We start from the raw sequence: 16,821 nt of genomic DNA on the forward strand, positions 1-16,821 counted from the left end.
GCTGGCGGTACAGCAATGGGGGCGACAGGGAATGCGTTTGGCCGTGATCGGGACGGGAATTGCCGGCAACGCCGCCGCGTGGCTCCTGTCGAAACGCCATGCGGTGACGGTGTACGAGCGGGAGCTGCGGCCGGGCGGGCATAGCCATACCGTTCGCATCGACTATGATGGAGAGGCCGTAGATGTCGATGTCGGCTTCATCGTCTACAACGAGACGAATTATCCGCAGCTGACGGCGCTGTTCGCGCACCTGGGCGTCAGGACCGTCGAGACCTGCATGAGCTTCGCCATGTCCGCTGACCACGGCAGGTTCGAATGGCGGGGTGGCGGCGAAGGTCTTCTTCAAACGGCCTGCGGCTTGTTCGCGCAACCGCGTAATCTCGGATCGCCGTCGTATTTTCGCATGCTGGCCGACGTGCTGCGGTTCAACCGGCAGAGCGTGACGGATTTGCGCGCGGGCAGTCTGCAGGGGCTGACGCTCGGGGAATATCTGCGCAAGCAATCGTTCGGACCCCGCCTGTTCGCCGATTACCTTGGACCGATGGGAGCGGCCATCTGGTCGTCCTCGTCGGCCGACATTCTGTCCTTTCCGGCGGAGAACTTCGTCGCCTTCTTCGACAATCACCGGCTTTTGGACCTCGACCGGCCGCGCTGGCGGACCGTCGAGGGTGGCAGCCGGCGCTATGTCGACAAGCTCACCGCTTTGTTCAAGGACAACATTCGGCTAGGCTGTGCCGCGACGTCGGTCAACCGGGCGGAGCATGGCGTGACCATCCGCGACACTCAGGGCGGGGCGGAAACCTACGATGCCGTGGTGATGGCTTGCCACAGCGATCAGGCCCTGGCCGCGCTGTCGGATGCCGATGCCCGCGAGCGGTCCATTCTCGGCGCGATCAGGTACGCACCGAACACGATCTATCTGCATCGCGATCGCAATCTCATGCCCAGGCGCCGGCAAGCATGGGCGTCCTGGAATTTCCTGCAGTGGCCGCGACAAACGCCCGCCCAGAACGATGTCGCGGTGACCTATTGGATGAACCGGCTGCAGGGCATCGACGACCGCAAGCCATTGTTCGTCAGCCTCAACCCTCCTTTCGAGCCGGCGGCTCACCTGACATTTGCAAAATTCAGCTTTGCTCATCCTCAATACGACCTGGCTGCGTTCGCGGCGCAGCGACGGCTCCCCGCAATTCAGGGCCGGCGCCGAACCTGGTTCTGTGGTGCCTGGACCGGGTACGGCTTTCACGAGGACGGCTTGCAGTCCGGCATCGCCGTTGCCGAGGCGCTGGGCGGCCAGATTCCTTGGCGTCGGTCGGACTCGCTGCTGGTCCAAGCTGCCGAGTAGGGCGATGAACCGAACGAGCCCAGACAAAGCGGACGATGCGACGGCACCCGGCGCGCTCTACTGGGGAAAGGTGATGCACGCACGCTGGCGGCCTGTGCAGCACAGGTTCACCTATCGCGTGATGAGCCTGTTGATCGACCTCGACCGCTTGCATGAAGCACCACGCCAGTCCTGGCTGTTCGATGTCAACCGAGCAGCCCCTTTCAGCTTCCACGAGCGCGATCATGGCGACGGCAAAGACGCGTGCCTCAGCCAGTACATCAGGCGCATGGCTGCGGAGCGCGGCATCGACCTCTCGGAGGGCCGCATTCTCCTGCTGTGTTATCCCCGGGTGCTGGGCTACGTGTTCAACCCGCTTTCGATCTACTTCTGCTATGGGACATCTGGCGATCTTGTGTTGTTGATCTACGAGGTCCGCAACACCTTCGGAGAGATGCATTCCTACGTCCTGCCGGTGCAGGACGCTCCGCCGGGCTGCGCAATAAGGCATAGCCAGGCCAAGGAGTTCTACGTTTCACCCTTCATGGAGATGGGGACGCATTACCGCTTCAGCATTTCTCCACCGGGGCAAAACGTAGTGGTCAGAATCGTACAGACGGGCGATCAGGGCGCGATGTTTGCCGCAGCTTTCAGCGGACGACGCCGGGCGCTCACCAGCCGCGCGCTGCTGGTGGCGCTCGTCCGCCTGCCCTTCCTGACGTTCAAAGTGATCGCAGCCATTCATTGGGAAGCGATGCGGCTGTGGCTCAAAGGTGTGCCGTACTTGCCTCGTTTGAAACAACGCGGGATTTGATCCATGGACCTGGCAGCCGCTCGTCAAGCCGTTGAATTTGATGGTGTCCCGTTCCTTGCCCGGCTGGCTCTCCGCCTGGCATCGCAGCTCAAGTACGGCACCGTCCATGTGCACCTGCCCGACCGCAGAACCGTCAGCTTGCGTGGGCAGCTTCCAGGTCCATCGGCCACCATCGAGCTCAACAATTACAGATTCGCGCGCAGCCTCGTCCTGGGCGGCGACATTGGCATGGCCGAGGCCTACATCCGCGGCGATTGGACCACGCCCGATCTCACCCAGCTTCTCTACGTCTGCTGCCTCAACGAAGATCTTGTCGACGGCGCCTTTGCCGGGAATGCGGTGATCCGGCTCTGCCGACAGGCCCTTCATCGGCTGCGCCGCAACACAAGAAAGGGGTCGAGACACAACATTCATAGCCATTATGATCTCGGCAACGCGTTCTTCGGCGCCTGGCTCGATTCCAGCATGACCTACTCATCGGCTCTGTTTTCAGCCGAAACGACCGACCTGCCCGCGGCTCAACGACACAAATACGAGCAGCTCGCAAAGGCCATCGAACTGCAGCCCGGCCAGAGCGTGCTCGAGATCGGGTGCGGCTGGGGCGGGTTCGCCGAATTTGCCGCAAAGACTTACGGCGCCAGCGTATTGGCGCTCACCATCAGCAAGGAGCAGCACGAATTTGCCAGCCGGCGAATCCAGCAAGCCGGGCTCGCCGAGAAGGTCGAGGTGCGGCTACAGGATTACCGGGATCAGGAAGGCCGTTTCGACCGAATTGCCTCGATCGAGATGATCGAGGCCGTCGGCGAGCAGTTCTGGCCTGCCTATTTCAACCAGCTGTACCAGCGGCTGAAACCGGGCGGTCTGGCCGGCATCCAGGCCATTACGGTTCGCGACGATCTCTTCGACCTCTATCGGCAGCGCGTGGACTTCATCCAGAGGTACATCTTTCCGGGAGGGATGCTGCCTTCGACCACTATCCTGCACGCGCTCGGCGAACGCTTCGAGCTGCCCGTGATTCGCGAGCGTGTCTTCGGACAGGATTATGCAAAGACACTTTCACTCTGGCGCGACAATTTCAGCCGTGCATGGACCGATCTGACCTCGCTCGGCTTCGACGAGCCCTTCCGCCGCCTGTGGGAATATTATCTGTGCTACTGCGAGGCAGGGTTCAGGGCTGGAAAGATCGACGTCAAGCAGCTGGTGTTTGCGCGTCGCGGGTGAGGCTATCAGGACTTAGCGTCCCGACAAGCGATTCCAGGAGCTACTTGGCAATTCAGGAGGTTCACCTGCTCAGGTTCCTGCTTCTGAGCACTGGGCTGCAGTGGCGGGTCATGATGACAAACGCCGGAGGCATTCGGCTCACGCCGCCCGCCGTTTCCGGCGCGCCGTGGGGGCCTGCCAGGAGAGGTTTGCAAGCGGCACGGGCTTGCTGAAATGAAATCCCTGGCCGAGCGGGATGCCGAGCGATTGGAGCCGTCTGACCTGTTCGGAGGACTCGACCCCCTCGGCGACGATCGACAGCTTCAGCGTCTTTGCGAGCTGCACGATGGATTTCAACACCGCGACGGTCTCGCAGCGATCGATCCTGTCGATGAAGGATTTGTCGATCTTGACCTTGTCGAAGGGAAAGGCCGTCAAATAGGACAAGGACGAGTATCCGACGCCGAAATCGTCGAGGGCAATGGAGACGCCGAGCGCCTTGAGGCGCTGGAGCGTCCTGAGGTTCTCCTCAGTGTCGGCGAGAAATACGCTCTCGGTGATCTCGAGCTCGAGCCGGCTTTGCGGAAGCCCGCTCTGCGTCAACGCAAAGGTCACGGTGTCGACGAGATTGGCGCTGGCAAATTGCAGGGCGGAGAGATTGACGGCGACCTTGACGTCGGCCGGCATGCTCATCGCATCGCGACAGGCTTTGGCGAGCACCTGATCGCCGAGCTCGACGATCAATCCCCCCGCCTCCGCAACCGCAATGAACTCCGCCGGAGGGATGTAGCCCTTGGTGCCGTGATGCCAGCGCGCCAGGGCCTCGACCGATTTGACCCGACCGGTGCCAAGCTCGATCACGGGCTGATAATAGAGCTCTATCTCCTCGCGCCAGATCGCTTCACGCAGCTCGATCTCGAGCACGTTGCGCTGATCCGCTTCCGCCTTGAGCTCCTCTGAATAGACGTGGAAGCAGCTGCGGCCGGCGTTCTTCGACCTGTAGAGCGCGAGATCGGCGTTGCGAAGGATCTCGTCGACCCGCGTGCCGTGCTCGGGCACGAGCGCAAGGCCGATGCTACAGCCGATCACGACGGGATGGCCATCGACGTGATAGGGCTCGCCGATGACCTGGACCAGCCGCGCGGCCAGGCTCGCAGCGCCGTCGTGCATCGCGGCCCGGCCCGGTGCCACGATGACGGCAAACTCGTCGCCGCCGATTCGCGCCGCCGTATCGGCATCACGGATCTGCGCCTTGATCCGGTCGGCGACCTGCTTCAGCAACGCGTCGCCGCATTGATGGCCGAGCGCATCATTGACCGACTTGAACTTGTCGAGATCGAGCAGGAGCACGGCGAACGCGGGCTCCAGCCGGCGCGAGCGGGCCAGCGCCTCGTCGATGCGCTCCTTGAACAGGTTGCGATTGGCAAGGCCGGTCAGGCTGTCGTAATGCGCGAGCCGCTCGATGCGGTCCGCCGACGCCTTGCGCTCGGTGATGTCCTCATGCGTGGCGACCCAGCCGCCGTCCTCGCGCCTGCCGTAGGAGATGTAGACGACCCGACCGTCCGGAAACTGCACGGTGCTCGATATCTGCTCCGACTGAGCGAGCCGTTTCTTCAGATCGAGGAGGTACGCCTCGACGTCGAGCACGGCGGTCTGCTTCGCGAACACCTCCCGGAAGTCCATGCCGATCCGGATGTCTTCCGGCGCGAGGTCGTAGAGTTCGAGCCATTGACGGTTGAACGCGATCAGGCGGTCGCGGCCGTCGAACATGCTCAAGCCCTGGGGAAGGTTCCTGAGCGCATCCTCGAACTTGCTGGCGAAATCGCGCCGCTCGCGGTGGGCGCGATCCAGCGCCTGCTGCCGTCGCCAGTGGAATGTCGTCGCGGCGAGGATGATGAACGTAAGCAGCAGCGCGCCGCCGAGATAGACCTTCTGCCTGAAGGCGGAGCGGGAATAAATCTCCTGCTCCGAAATGCCGACGGTGAAGATGAGCGGAAACACGCGCGACCGGCGCGCCGTGATCAGCCGGTCGCTGCGGTTCGGCCGGTTCTCGTTCCAATATTGCGCATAGAAGCCGTCGCCCAGTTCGCTCGCGACGCGGCTCGGCCCGCTTTGTCCCAGCACGGAGCTCTGGTCCACGCCCCGGGCGGCGAGCACGACATGGCTTGCATTCCTGAGCATCAGCGTCCCTCCGACGCCGAGCTTTGCGGTGTCGTAGAACCTCCCGACGACGTCGACGCTGATCGAGCCGACGACCACGCCGACCGGATTCCCGGCGAGGTCGTACAGCTTTCTCGCGAGCTGAATCGTCCACTTCTTGGACGCGCGGCCCAACACCGGCTTCGCCACGTAGAGGCGATCGTCGACCTGCGACAGGGTATGGATGAAGTGCTCGCGATCACCAAGATAGAGCGGCGGACCGGAATAGCCCGCCGTCGTCTCGATCATGTATCCGTCAGATCCGATCAGAGCGAACTGGACCACGTCGCCGGTGGCGATGCGGGCCTTGTCGGACCAGAACTTCAGGCTGAAGTTCTGCCGTTCCTGGGCGTAGAGTGCCCGTACCACCAGCAACGACTGATCCACGCGCTCGAAGATGCGCTCGGTGTTCTCCTCGAACAATTCGGCGACGCTGTCGCCGTGCGATCGCGCTTGCTGGATCGCATCCATCCGCTCCGACGCGGTGATTGCGAAATAGCCGATCCAGACCAGGGGCAGAAAAAACAATGCGATCTGCAGCGGACCATTCCGCAGGATCGTTCTTCCGGCTTTACGGACTGCCCCTGCGGGAATCACGACGCGCGCCCCCGCTTCGGCCGCCAGGGCAGAACTGCGCTCGCCCGCAGTATTGGCATCGCCTCGTCTCCGCCTCGACTGCACAGGGACACCCGCGGCCGAAGGCGGCGCGCGGGTGCTGGTCATGGCGCAAAGCTAGCTGCAACAGCCTTAAGTTTTTGTGTGGGCGAAGCTCAATTCTTTAACTCAAAGCATCCGTATCATCACGGAGGTCGGCCGGTTTTGAGCAATCAGGCACATGAGCATGTCGAAAGCGGCACATTTTTAACCGTCTTTGGACCGCTTTTCACATCGCGCGCGCAAGAACGATCGTGCCGGACAGGACGAGGAGCGCGCCGGCCGCATAACTCAATCGTCGGCCGAACGGCAGCAGTTTCTCGGCGGCGACATAGAGCGCGATGCCGATGATCCAGACGAGGTTCATCACGCCGCCGACGAACAGCAATACCATCAGAAACCAGCAGCAGCCGACGCAATAGCTGCCGTGCCGAAGCCCCATCCGGAATGCGCCGCGCGTGCCGGGCCGCCAATGCCGGCTGAGAAACAACAGCGGGCTGTCGCAATAGCGCAGGCAGGCCTGTTTGAGCGGCGTGAACTGATAAAGCCCTGCGGCAATGAGAACGCCGCCGCCCAGGATCGCGCTGGTGCTTGCCATCGCCATCGAGAGCAAACCGAAGCGCTCGAACGCACCTTGCACCAGGACCGCAGCGAGACTGAACCCGGCCCACGCCGCGAGATAGCCGCCGAGAAAGATCCAGCCATCGACTGCGGCGCGGGAGGCAGTCTCCTGCTTGCACTTCACTGTCGTATACAACAGAACGGTGGGCACCGCGCTCGGCGCCATCATCGCGACCATCATCACCCACCACATCACGAACAGCAGCGCGCCGTAGAATGGCGTCCACGGCATCGGCGCCATGTCCGGCATGTCGGCCATCATCTCGGTGTCCATGCCGGCGCCCGCAGCGAGATAGGCCCAGGCGAGCGCCACCACGGCCGCGGTCCCGATCGCGACGATCAGCCGGTCGCGGTGGAGCAAGTGTTCGAGTATCGAGCGCCCCTGCATCGACTTGTCCATGGCGATGAAGAGCTGACACCGAGGACTTGTGTCGGTGTCAGCGCCGCGTCATGCCGCAACGCCCTTGGGAGTCTGCACGACATTGGCGAGCGAGCTGTGCGTAGCGCGGGTCTCGAACGGGATCGCGCCGGTCGAGCGGATGTTGGCGGATGCGACCTCGGCCGCCCGATGTTCGAATCCCTCGGGCATGACCACCTGGATGCGGTGCGGATCACCGGTCACCGGATTCTTGATCGGCTCGACATCGGTCTCGAGCACGCCCCTGGCGACGAGTCTTGCGACGCGGCCGTCCTTGTCGAAGGAGAACTCGAACGGCACGAACACTGGATCGTGGATCTTGGTGACGATCATGCTGACGATGTGGAACAGCGTGCCTTCGGCGGAATTCTTGCCGGAAAATATCTCGAACAACGCCTGTCGCTGCTCTGCCGTGGCGCGTTCGTCGATGATGGGCTGGATTGTCCCGTTGCCCTCATGCAGCGGGCCGGGGAAATCGACCGTGATCGCAAAGCAGAGACCATCGAGCCTGGTCCCTTCGAAATGTCCCTTGGCGATCCGCATCGCGACCAATCCCTTGCAATAGCCTTGGGTCGGCCGCGCGTTGAAATCGCAGGGGCAGCCGAACGCGCAGCTGCAGTTCTTCATCCATTCGCCTTCGAGACGCCAGTCCGATGCAGCCATGGCACATCTCCCAATATGAGCGGGACGCGGCAGCCGTTGACGAATTTGTTCAGCGTTCTTGTCGAAGCAATGCGAAGAGCGCGAGCGGGATCGAGGTCCGATCAGAAGGCCGGCATCGCAGAAAAAAGTATGGTGGCGAGCTGCCGTTTTACCGTCCGAGGATCATATCAGCGGCCGCCGGCCCCGTATAGCGAACGAGGGTCGTGCCTCAGGGGCGGCCACATCTCGGGGATGTCAGGGGCATGGTGCCCAGGGGCGGAATCGAACCACCGACACTGCGATTTTCAGTCGCATGCTCTACCAACTGAGCTACCTGGGCGTGCTCCAAGAGAGGGGCCAAAGCCCATCGAGCGGGCGGTTTATAGTGGGCTCGAGGCGGCCTGTCCACCCGGCTTCGCCAAGTGGCTGCGCCGGGCGCGGCCCTTCTGTGCACAAGGTGGGGCGGGGTTGCCGCGGCGGGTGCTTGGCGCCTCAGGGACCCTCTTAGTACATTGAGATAGCTCGATTATTCGACGTCGTCGGTGTCGTCGTCGCGGCCGGGGATGACGTAGGAGCCCTTCAGCCAGCGGTTCAGATCGACGTCGCGGCAGCGTGAGGAGCAGAACGGACGGGTGGCCTGCGTCTGCGGCTTGCCGCAGATCGGGCAGGTTCTGAGCGGGCCGGTGGGCTTGGTGACCTGGTCGTCCATGGATGTCGGCAGCTTACAGGGGGTGACGAGGTTCAAGAGCCTGCCGGGAAACGGGTTCCCGGTGCAGCCGCACCTGCGCCGCGGCGCGGACCCGGCGCCCCCATTCTACTGTGCATGGGGTTGTTTTCGAGGTTTTTGCCGGCAAGGCCGTTGGGCTCACTTGGGCTCACTTGGGCTCACACGGCCGTGGTATTGAGCCAGCCGAAGCGGATCGGAAAGCCCTCGCCGCCGAGCAGTGTCGTGGTCTCGTAGAGCGGCAGGCCGACCACGTTGGTATAGGACCCCACCATCTTGACCACGAAGGATCCGGCGATGCCCTGCACAGCGTAGCCGCCGGCTTTGCCGCGCCATTCGCCGGAGCCGATATAGGCCTGGATGTCGTCCTCGGAGAGGCGCTTGAAGCGCACGCGGGTCTCGACCAGACGCTGGCGGAACGCCTCGCGCGGCGTGACCAGGCAGATCGCGGTGTAGACGCGGTGGTTGCGGCCGGAGAGGAGACGCAGGCACTGCGCGGCCTCGTCGACCAGATTGGCCTTGGGCAGGATGCGGCGGCCGACCGCCACCACCGTGTCGGCGGCGAGGATGAAGGCGCCGCGCAGCTCGTCGTCGAGCTGCACCGACTTCAGCGCGGCGTCGGCCTTGGCCCTGGCCAGCCGGTTGGCGCAGGCGCGCGGCAGCTCGCCCCGCCTAGGCGTTTCGTCGACGTCGGCCGGCCGGAGCGCATCCGGCTCGATGCCGGCCTGGTTGAGCAGCGACAGCCGACGCGGCGAACCGGAGGCAAGTACGAATTTGGGGCGGCCGAGCATCGGGTAATTTGGGGGATGAGGCAGGGGTGAATTGCGCGCGGAACCTATCGGAAGGGGACCGGTTTCACAACCCGGGAACCGGAGTTTGGCGATTCGATGTATCCACCACGGCTGTGCCTGCTCTCTGTGACGCGGGTGTTACGGCCAGCCGATGCTACCCGCTCGCCGCGCCGACCTTGGCGAAGCGCCGGCGGATGCGCATCAGGAGCTGATCGCAGACCTCCCGATAGGCAGCGAGCTTCTGGTCGCGGCTGCCTTCGATGGTGGTGGGATCCTGCGTCGGCCAGTATTCGACCTCGGCGGCGAGCGTGCGCGTCAGCTCCAGCGCCTTGTGATGCGCCTCGGGCGAGAGCGTGATGATGAGATCGAAATTCAGCCCCTCCCAATCCTCCAGCTCCTCGAAGGTCTGCGGCTTGTGAGCCGAGATGTCCTGGCCGAGCTCGCCCATCACGGCGACGGCGAAGGGATCGAGCTCGCCCTTCCTGGCCCCGGCCGATTTGACGTAGAGGCCTTGCGGAAACATGTGCTGCAACAGGCTCTCGGCCATCGGCGAGCGCACGCTGTTCAGCGCACAGGCGAACAGCACCGATTGCGGATCGCGTGCGCGTGGCGGACCCGCCATCGCGCTCAGCCTCTTTTGATTGAGGGCATGGCCTTGTCGGAAAACCGCTGCACACTTTTCCGGGCCATGCCCTAACCCTTCCAGTGCAGGACTGTGATGAGCGTGAACAGCCGGCGCGAGGTCTCGAAGTCGACCCGCACCTTGCCCTTCAGCCGCTCCTGCAGCGTGCGCGATCCCTCGTCGTGGATGCCGCGGCGGCCCATGTCGATGGCCTCGATCTTGTCGGGGGTCGCGGTGCGGATCGCCTGGTAATAGCTGTCGCAGATCATGAAATAGTCTTTCACGATCCGCCGGAACGGCGTCAGCGACAACAGATGCGCGACCACGGGCGTGCCGTCCTCGCGGCGGATGTCGAACATCAGCCGGTTGCCGGTGATGCCGATATGCAGCGTGAACGGGCCCTTGCCGTCCGCCCCCTCGGGCGCGAACAGGTTCTGCTCGATCAGGTCGTAGATCGCGATCGCCCGCTCGTGCTCGATGTCGGGCCCGGAACGGCCGATCGATTCCTCGTCGAGCGTGACGCCGACGATGCGATTGGTCGAGTCGTCCTGTGCGGGCGGCTTTGTCATGACTGGTTGAGGCGCAATCCAATCGAGCGCGAATGGGCGTCCAGCCCCTCCGCCTTGCCGAGCGTCATCGCGGCCGGACCCAGCGCACGCAATTGATCCGGTCCGCATTTCAGGATCGAGGTACGCTTCATGAAATCGTGCACCGACAGGCCCGAGGAGAATCGCGCCGAGCGCGCCGTCGGCAGCACGTGGTTGGAGCCGCCGACATAATCGCCGATCGCTTCAGGCGTGTGCGGCCCGAGGAACACCGCGCCGGCATTGCGGATCTTCGCGGCGAGCGCGTCGGGATCGGCGGTCATGATCTCGAGATGCTCGGCCGCAATGGCGTCCGCGAGCGGGATGGCCTCGCCCAGGTTCTTCACCATGATGACGGCGCCGAAATCGGCCCAGGAGCTGCTGGCGATCGCGGCGCGCGGCAGCGTCTTCAGCTGCGCTTCGACCGCCTTCTCGACATCGGCGGCAAGGCGCGCCGAGTCCGTGATCAGGATCGACTGCGCGCTGGCATCGTGCTCGGCCTGCGCCAAGAGGTCGGCGGCGATCCAGTCGGCGTTACCGGTGTCGTCGGCGATGACGAGCACCTCCGACGGGCCGGCGATCATGTCGATGCCGACCTTGCCGAACACCAGCCGCTTGGCGGCGGCGACATAGGCATTGCCCGGGCCGACGATCTTGGCGACCGGCGCGATGGTCGCGGTGCCATGCGCGAGCGCGGCGACGGCCTGCGCGCCGCCGACACGGTAGATCTCGGTGACGCCGCCGAGATGGGCGGCCGCCAGGACCAGCGGATTGAGCTTGCCGTCCGGCGAGGGCACCACCATCACGAGGCGCGACACGCCGGCGACTTTGGCCGGCACGGCGTTCATCAGCACCGACGACGGATAGGCCGCCGTGCCGCCGGGGACGTAGAGGCCGGCGGATTCGATCGCGGTGTAGCGCCAGCCGAGCTCGACGCCGAGCGGATCGGTGAAGCGCTCGTCCTTCGGCAGCTGGCGGCGGTGATAGGTCTCGATGCGGTCGCGTGCGAGCTCGAGCGCATCCAGCGTCATAGGCTCGCAGGCCTTCACGGCGGCCTCGATCTCAGGGGCGGAGACGCGCAAGGAGGATGCATCCAGCCTCAAGCGGTCGAACTTGGCCGTGGCCTCGAGCAGGGCGGCATCGCCGCGCCTGGCCACGTCGTCGACGATCGCGCGCGCGGCGGCCTCGACGTCGGCCGACGCCTCGCGCTTGGCGGCGAGGAAGGCGGCGAATCGCTGGTCGAAATCGGCGCTGCTGCGGTCGAGGCGAACGGGCATGTTTCGCTTGGCTTCCGGCTGGTCTTGAGGGGCGGGTCGGCGCACCAGGTCCCCTGCTCAATGGCGCGGCGGGGAAGCTGCGTCAACCCTCGCCAATTGCCGTTCCGGCCAGGGCCAGAGCCCATTCCGCCTGGCATACCGGCCGCGTCACCCCTCCCCCGCGACTCCCGTTCCCAGCGTATCGGCCCCGAGGTCGGTCAGCTCGCATTCCAGGCACTCGACGTCCAGGCGGATGGCGCCCCCTTGGGCGAACAAAAGCAGGGCGCTGCCGCCGGGCTCCGCGGCGCGGCCGTCCTGGGGGTGAAATTCAATGCCGACGAGGTCCAGGACCTTGTCCGGGGCGGCGAGGTCGATGTTGCGCGACTTGCAGGCGAGCACGCGGTCGAAGCGAAGCGCGGCGACCAGCCGGCGCGGCTCGGTCTCGCCCTCCAATGTCTGCTCCCAGTCGAGCCGGCTCATTCCGACCACAAGCCTTTTCTCGCTCTGTCGCCAGATGATGTCGGACGCCTGGACGCGGGCGTCCTGGACGTGGGTCGAGATCACGGCGAGATCGTCGGCGTCGAGCGCGATCAGTTTGAGCTGGAGCGACATGCGCCTCTCCTGGAGTGGACGGGGCTCAACGCGCGCGAGCCCCGAAATTTCCACTCAAGTTAAGCCCTCGGCTGGCTCGCCGCTACGCGGCGAGCCAGCCTTTCCCACAACAAGGGGGAAGCCTCACTCCCTGAAGAACGCCAGCAGATCCGCGTTGATGGTCTCGGCATGCGTGGTCGGCATGCCGTGGGGGAATCCCTTGTAGGTCTTCAGGATGCCTTTCTTCAGCAGCTTGGCCGAGAGCGGCGCCGAGTCCGCGTACGGCACGATCTGGTCGTCGTCGCCGTGCATCACCAGAACCGGGACGTTGATCTTCTTCAGATCCTCGGTGAAATCGGTCTGCGAGAACGCGACGATGCCGTCGTAATGCGCCTTCGCGCCGCCCATCATGCCCTGGCGCCACCAGTTCGCGATCACCGCTTCCAGCGGCTTCGCGCCGGGGCGGTTGTAGCCGTAGAACGGGCCGGCGGCGATGTCGCGGTAGAACGCCGAGCGGCCGGCGGCGAGCTGGGTCTGGAAATCGTCGAACACGCTTTTCGGCAGGCCGCCAGGATTGGCTGGCGTCTGCACCATCAGCGGCGGCACTGCCGAGAGGATCGCGGCCTTCGCGACGCGGCTCTCGCCGTGACGGGCGATGTAGTGCACGACCTCGCCGCCGCCGGTGGAATGGCCGACATGGAGGGCGTTCTTGAGGTCGAGATGCGCGGTGAGCGCGGCGAGATCGTCGGCATAATGATCCATGTCGTGGCCGTCGGCGACCTGCGCCGAGCGACCGTGGCCGCGGCGGTCATGCGCGACGACGCGATAGCCGCGCGTGACGAAATACATCATCTGCGCGTCCCAATCGTCCGACGACAACGGCCAGCCATGGCTGAACACGATCGGCTGGCCCGATCCCCAATCCTTGTAGAAGATCTCGACGCCGTCTTTGGTGGTGATGGTGGGCATGGTGGGGGCTCCTTATAGTTTCAGGTCATTCGGACCACGCGAAGCGTGGATCCGGAATCCAGAGATTGTTGCGCGAGATTCTCAGGTGCGCGATTGCGCACCAGAGTTCGATGCTTCGCATCGCCCCGGAAAGACGAGATGCTGCGATCAGGCAAACGCCAGGGGCTTGTAGCGGCGCCAGGCGCCGATGGTGAGCACGACGAAAAACATCAGCACGATGCCCTGCACCACGGCGAACACCGGACCCGATGGCGGCGCCGGCGGCACGGCGGGCGCGAGCGCGGCAAGCGCGGGCACCTTCAGGAACGACTGGATCACCAGCACGAAGACATTGAAATAGAGCGAGATCATCGCGGTCACGATGTAGACCGGGCGCCAGACGCCGGCGAGCTTCATGCCATAGAGCGCAAGGCAGGCGATCGCGAGCAGCACCAGCGAGATGATGCCGATGATATGCGAGGGCAGCAGCTCCTTGAACGGAAACAGGAAGCCGGTGGCGCTGGTGAGGATGGTGAACAGCAGGAAGATCGCAGTCAGGGCGGGCATCGGCTTCGAGCCGAGCAGGCCGAACATGACGACGAGCCCGGCGACGATGGCAATCAGGCTGATGATGACATGGATCAGCGTGAGGGCGGGCAGACTCAACCCAAGGATCATGACATCTCTCCTACTCTCCGTTGAGGTGATGAGAGTAGTATTACGATCCTCATCGGATTACCACCTGCGTTGTCGTCACATGCATGCGCACAGCCATGCGTCGTCGTGCGAAATCGACAAACGCATGGCTGGACTTTTTGCAGCACCGTCACAAACGGCGGCAGTTGGGAGCTTGCGGGATTCAACGAAAGTTGAATCGATCTCTCACACGTCCTTGGTGTCGAAGATCAGGATGTCGGCGCCGCCGCTGGCGAATTTCGGCACGTCGGCGCCGGTCGCCTGGCCTTCCGGGCTGGCGAAGGCGGCCTGAACGTCGGCCACGCTGTCGAAGGTGAGAATGGCGACGAGATGGATTCCGGAAGGGCCCGCGGGAGACGCCACCGGTCCCTTGCTGACGGCGTAGTTCTTCAGGCCGGGGAGTTTCTTGGCGAGCGGGATGTGGGTCTCGGCATAGTACTTGTCGAATGCGGCAGCATCCTTGGGCGTCTTGTAGAGCACGACGATTTCAGCCATTTGGTCCTCCCGTTGAATCCTTGTTTTTTCCGCGCGCGATTGGCCTCGCGACGAGGGGATAGTCTGTAGTTGTCGGCAAGATGGCAAGCCGGATTCGGCTTGCCATTCCCTTGCCATCCCCTTGTCTAAAGCGCCGGTTTTGCGGCGTCGCCGAGATAGCCGTGCAGGGATGCCACGACCTGCGCGCCCTCGCCGATGGCGCCGCCGACGCGCTTGACCGAGCCGGAGCGGACGTCGCCGACGGCGTAGACGCCGGGCACTGAGGTCTCGAGCGGCGCCACCAGCTTGCCCTGGTTCTGCTCGGACTGCGCGCCTGTGACGACGAAGCCGCCGCGATCGAGCGTCACGCCGCAGCCGTCGAGCCATGACGTAGCGGGATCGGCGCCGACGAACAGGAAGAGATTGCGGATGTCGGCGGAATCCTCGTCATCCGATAGCCGGCTCTTCCAGCGGATGCGCCGCAGCAGCGAGGCTTCGTCGCCTTCCAGCGCGGTGATCTCGGTGTTGAACATCAGTTCGATGTTCGGGGTCGCTTCGATGCGCTCGATGAGATACCGCGACATGCTGGCGCCCAAGCCGCCGCCGCGGATGATCATCAGCACTTTCTTCGCGTGACCCGACAGGAACACGGCGGCTTGCCCTGCCGAATTGCCGGCGCCGACCAGAGCCACCTCCTCGCCGGCGCAGAGCCGCGCCTCCACGGGCGATGCCCAGTACCAGACGCCGCGGCCCTCGAACTTGTCGAGGTTCGCGATGTCGGGGCGGCGATAGCGCGCGCCGCTCGCGACCACGACCGCGCGCGAGCGCAGGGGATCCGACCCCTCCAGCGCCACCGAGAACGCGCCGTCCTTGCGCGCGCAGTCGAGCGACTTCACGGTGACGGGAATCATGATGTCGGCACCGAACTTCTGCGCCTGGGTGAAGGCACGCGCGGTCAAGGCCTGGCCTGAAATGCCGGTCGGAAAGCCCAGATAATTCTCGATGCGCGCGCTGGCCCCGGCCTGGCCGCCGAAGGCGCGGGTGTCGAGCACGGCGACCGACAGCCCCTCGGACGCGGCATAGACGGCCGTGGCGAGCCCCGCCGGCCCGCAGCCGACGACGGCGACGTCGTAGATGCGATCGCCCTTGGCGCCGCCGATCATGCCGATGGCACGCGCAAGCGCGGTCTCGCTTGGGTTGCGCAGCACCGCGCCATCGGCCGTGACGACCAGCGGCCAGTCTTCCGCCTTCGGCGAATAGCGCGCGATCAATTCGGCGGCGTCAGTGTCACGCTCGGGATCGAGCAGATGATGTGGCTGGCCGTTGCGGGTGAGAAAGCCCTGCAGCCGCACCAGGCCGACGGAGTTCGACGGTCCGATCAGCACGGGACCGCCGACGCCGCCCTGGATCAGATTGACCCGGCGCAGGATCAGCGCCCGCATGATGCGCTCGCCGAGGTCGGCCTCGGCGACCAACAGCGCCCGCAGCCGGTCCGGCGGCAGCAGCAGCGTTTCGACCTCGCCCTCGGCGCGGCCGTCGACCAGCGCCGGCTGTCCCGAGAGCTGGCTGAGCTCGGCGAGGAATTGCCCCGGCCCCTGATCGATCACCGGGACGACGTGACCAAGGCCGTCGCGCTGGCTGATGGCGACATGGCCCTTCAGCACGACGAACATGCCGGGCCCGGGCTTGCCGGTCTCGAACAGCAATTCGCCGTCGGCATAGGTGCGGATTTCGCCGAAGTGCCTGATCCGTTCGATCTCGGCAGGCGTCAGCGCCGGAAAGGTCTGCTCGGGGCGGGTGAACGGCATCAGCCGCACATCACGGTCGGTTCGTTGTGTGTCATCCTGCCCCATGGCCACTGCATGCACTCCAAATTTTCCAGCCGTCGGCGTTCAACGAGATGTCTTGCCGGCGGCCCCCTCATTTAGGGAACCATCGTCATTCTGCGAGGGGTCGGTGATTGCGGCGCGTTCGCGCGCCTGCACCTTCCGCCGCTTCAGGTTTTCGCGCAGCGCCGATTTCAGCCGGTCGTCCCGGGACGCCCTCGCCTGCCTCGCGCTCTCGTCAGTCTCGTCAGCCATCGCGGCTCCATCACAGCAACCGGCAGTAGGATGCCATCGAAGTGTGGCAGCTCAAGAGGCAACGCAATACGACCCGTGCGAAACGCGAGATGGATCGAGTCCGGGCCCCAGGCCAACTGACCAGTTGGGCAGGGATATCAGGCCCTGAATCGGCGCGAAGTCGGTCGTTTCGGGCGAAAACG

General features: G+C 64.6%; 17 protein-coding genes and 1 tRNA gene. 3 read left to right on the forward strand and 15 right to left on the reverse strand.

Annotation, left to right across the window (positions count from 1 at the left end):
- Nucleotides 1–31: 31 nt before the first annotated feature.
- From BDOA9_RS02455 to BDOA9_RS02465, 3 genes are read left to right on the forward strand one after another with little or no spacing between them, the layout of a single operon-like run.
- Complete coding sequence (locus BDOA9_RS02455) at nucleotides 32–1,345, forward strand: NAD(P)/FAD-dependent oxidoreductase (protein ID WP_025032366.1); 1,314 nt, start codon at nucleotides 32–34, stop codon at nucleotides 1,343–1,345.
- Between the two features lie 4 nt (nucleotides 1,346–1,349).
- Entirely contained in the window at nucleotides 1,350–2,138 is a 789-nt protein-coding gene (locus tag BDOA9_RS02460) for a DUF1365 domain-containing protein (protein WP_025032367.1), read from the forward strand.
- Nucleotides 2,139–2,141: 3 nt separating this feature from the next.
- On the forward strand, nucleotides 2,142–3,359 hold the full coding sequence (locus BDOA9_RS02465) for an SAM-dependent methyltransferase (RefSeq protein ID WP_025032368.1): 1,218 nt from the start codon (nucleotides 2,142–2,144) through the stop codon (nucleotides 3,357–3,359).
- Nucleotides 3,360–3,497: 138 nt separating this feature from the next.
- Here BDOA9_RS02465 and BDOA9_RS02470 read toward each other — a convergent pair whose 3' ends face one another.
- From BDOA9_RS02470 to BDOA9_RS02540, 15 genes are all read right to left on the reverse strand, one after another.
- Nucleotides 3,498–6,065 (reverse strand): bifunctional diguanylate cyclase/phosphodiesterase, encoded by a 2,568-nt coding sequence (locus tag BDOA9_RS02470; RefSeq protein WP_025032369.1) that lies wholly within the window; start codon nucleotides 6,063–6,065, stop codon nucleotides 3,498–3,500.
- A gap of 355 nt (nucleotides 6,066–6,420) precedes the next feature.
- Nucleotides 6,421–7,200: a DUF2182 domain-containing protein gene (locus BDOA9_RS02475; protein ID WP_025032370.1), complete on the reverse strand. Its 780-nt coding sequence runs from the start codon at nucleotides 7,198–7,200 to the stop codon at nucleotides 6,421–6,423.
- A 60-nt stretch (nucleotides 7,201–7,260) separates the two neighbouring features.
- Complete coding sequence (locus BDOA9_RS02480; protein ID WP_025032371.1) at nucleotides 7,261–7,893, reverse strand: DUF1326 domain-containing protein; 633 nt, start codon at nucleotides 7,891–7,893, stop codon at nucleotides 7,261–7,263.
- A gap of 243 nt (nucleotides 7,894–8,136) precedes the next feature.
- Nucleotides 8,137–8,212 (reverse strand) — tRNA-Phe (locus BDOA9_RS02485).
- A 186-nt stretch (nucleotides 8,213–8,398) separates the two neighbouring features.
- A complete protein-coding gene (gene yacG, locus BDOA9_RS02490) occupies nucleotides 8,399–8,581 on the reverse strand; it encodes a DNA gyrase inhibitor YacG (RefSeq protein ID WP_025032372.1) in 183 nt (60 codons plus the stop codon).
- A gap of 176 nt (nucleotides 8,582–8,757) precedes the next feature.
- The gene (locus BDOA9_RS02495; protein WP_025032373.1) at nucleotides 8,758–9,387 is read right to left on the reverse strand and encodes a Maf-like protein; all 630 of its coding nucleotides are present in this window, start codon (nucleotides 9,385–9,387) and stop codon (nucleotides 8,758–8,760) included.
- A 154-nt stretch (nucleotides 9,388–9,541) separates the two neighbouring features.
- The gene (locus BDOA9_RS02500; RefSeq protein WP_025032374.1) at nucleotides 9,542–10,009 is read right to left on the reverse strand and encodes an arsenate-mycothiol transferase ArsC; all 468 of its coding nucleotides are present in this window, start codon (nucleotides 10,007–10,009) and stop codon (nucleotides 9,542–9,544) included.
- Between the two features lie 71 nt (nucleotides 10,010–10,080).
- On the reverse strand, nucleotides 10,081–10,578 hold the full coding sequence (locus BDOA9_RS02505; protein ID WP_025032375.1) for a UPF0262 family protein: 498 nt from the start codon (nucleotides 10,576–10,578) through the stop codon (nucleotides 10,081–10,083).
- Nucleotides 10,575–11,870 (reverse strand): histidinol dehydrogenase, encoded by a 1,296-nt coding sequence (gene hisD, locus BDOA9_RS02510; protein ID WP_025032376.1) that lies wholly within the window; start codon nucleotides 11,868–11,870, stop codon nucleotides 10,575–10,577. Before hisD ends, BDOA9_RS02505 begins: the two co-directional genes overlap by 4 nt.
- Nucleotides 11,871–12,017: 147 nt before the next feature.
- Nucleotides 12,018–12,461: a DUF2948 family protein gene (locus tag BDOA9_RS02515; RefSeq protein WP_025032377.1), complete on the reverse strand. Its 444-nt coding sequence runs from the start codon at nucleotides 12,459–12,461 to the stop codon at nucleotides 12,018–12,020.
- A gap of 123 nt (nucleotides 12,462–12,584) precedes the next feature.
- The gene (locus BDOA9_RS02520) at nucleotides 12,585–13,409 is read right to left on the reverse strand and encodes an alpha/beta fold hydrolase (RefSeq protein ID WP_025032378.1); all 825 of its coding nucleotides are present in this window, start codon (nucleotides 13,407–13,409) and stop codon (nucleotides 12,585–12,587) included.
- A gap of 147 nt (nucleotides 13,410–13,556) precedes the next feature.
- Complete coding sequence (locus BDOA9_RS02525; RefSeq protein WP_025032379.1) at nucleotides 13,557–14,066, reverse strand: hypothetical protein; 510 nt, start codon at nucleotides 14,064–14,066, stop codon at nucleotides 13,557–13,559.
- Nucleotides 14,067–14,270: 204 nt separating this feature from the next.
- On the reverse strand, nucleotides 14,271–14,579 hold the full coding sequence (locus BDOA9_RS02530; RefSeq protein ID WP_025032380.1) for an EthD family reductase: 309 nt from the start codon (nucleotides 14,577–14,579) through the stop codon (nucleotides 14,271–14,273).
- A gap of 125 nt (nucleotides 14,580–14,704) precedes the next feature.
- Nucleotides 14,705–16,411 (reverse strand): FAD-dependent oxidoreductase, encoded by a 1,707-nt coding sequence (locus tag BDOA9_RS02535; protein WP_042335435.1) that lies wholly within the window; start codon nucleotides 16,409–16,411, stop codon nucleotides 14,705–14,707.
- Nucleotides 16,412–16,450: 39 nt separating this feature from the next.
- The gene (locus BDOA9_RS02540; protein WP_025032382.1) at nucleotides 16,451–16,639 is read right to left on the reverse strand and encodes a hypothetical protein; all 189 of its coding nucleotides are present in this window, start codon (nucleotides 16,637–16,639) and stop codon (nucleotides 16,451–16,453) included.
- Between the last annotated feature and the right edge of the window lie 182 nt (nucleotides 16,640–16,821).

The organism is Bradyrhizobium sp. DOA9 (assembly GCF_000617845.2).
In the GTDB taxonomy this organism is placed as follows: domain Bacteria; phylum Pseudomonadota; class Alphaproteobacteria; order Rhizobiales; family Xanthobacteraceae; genus Bradyrhizobium.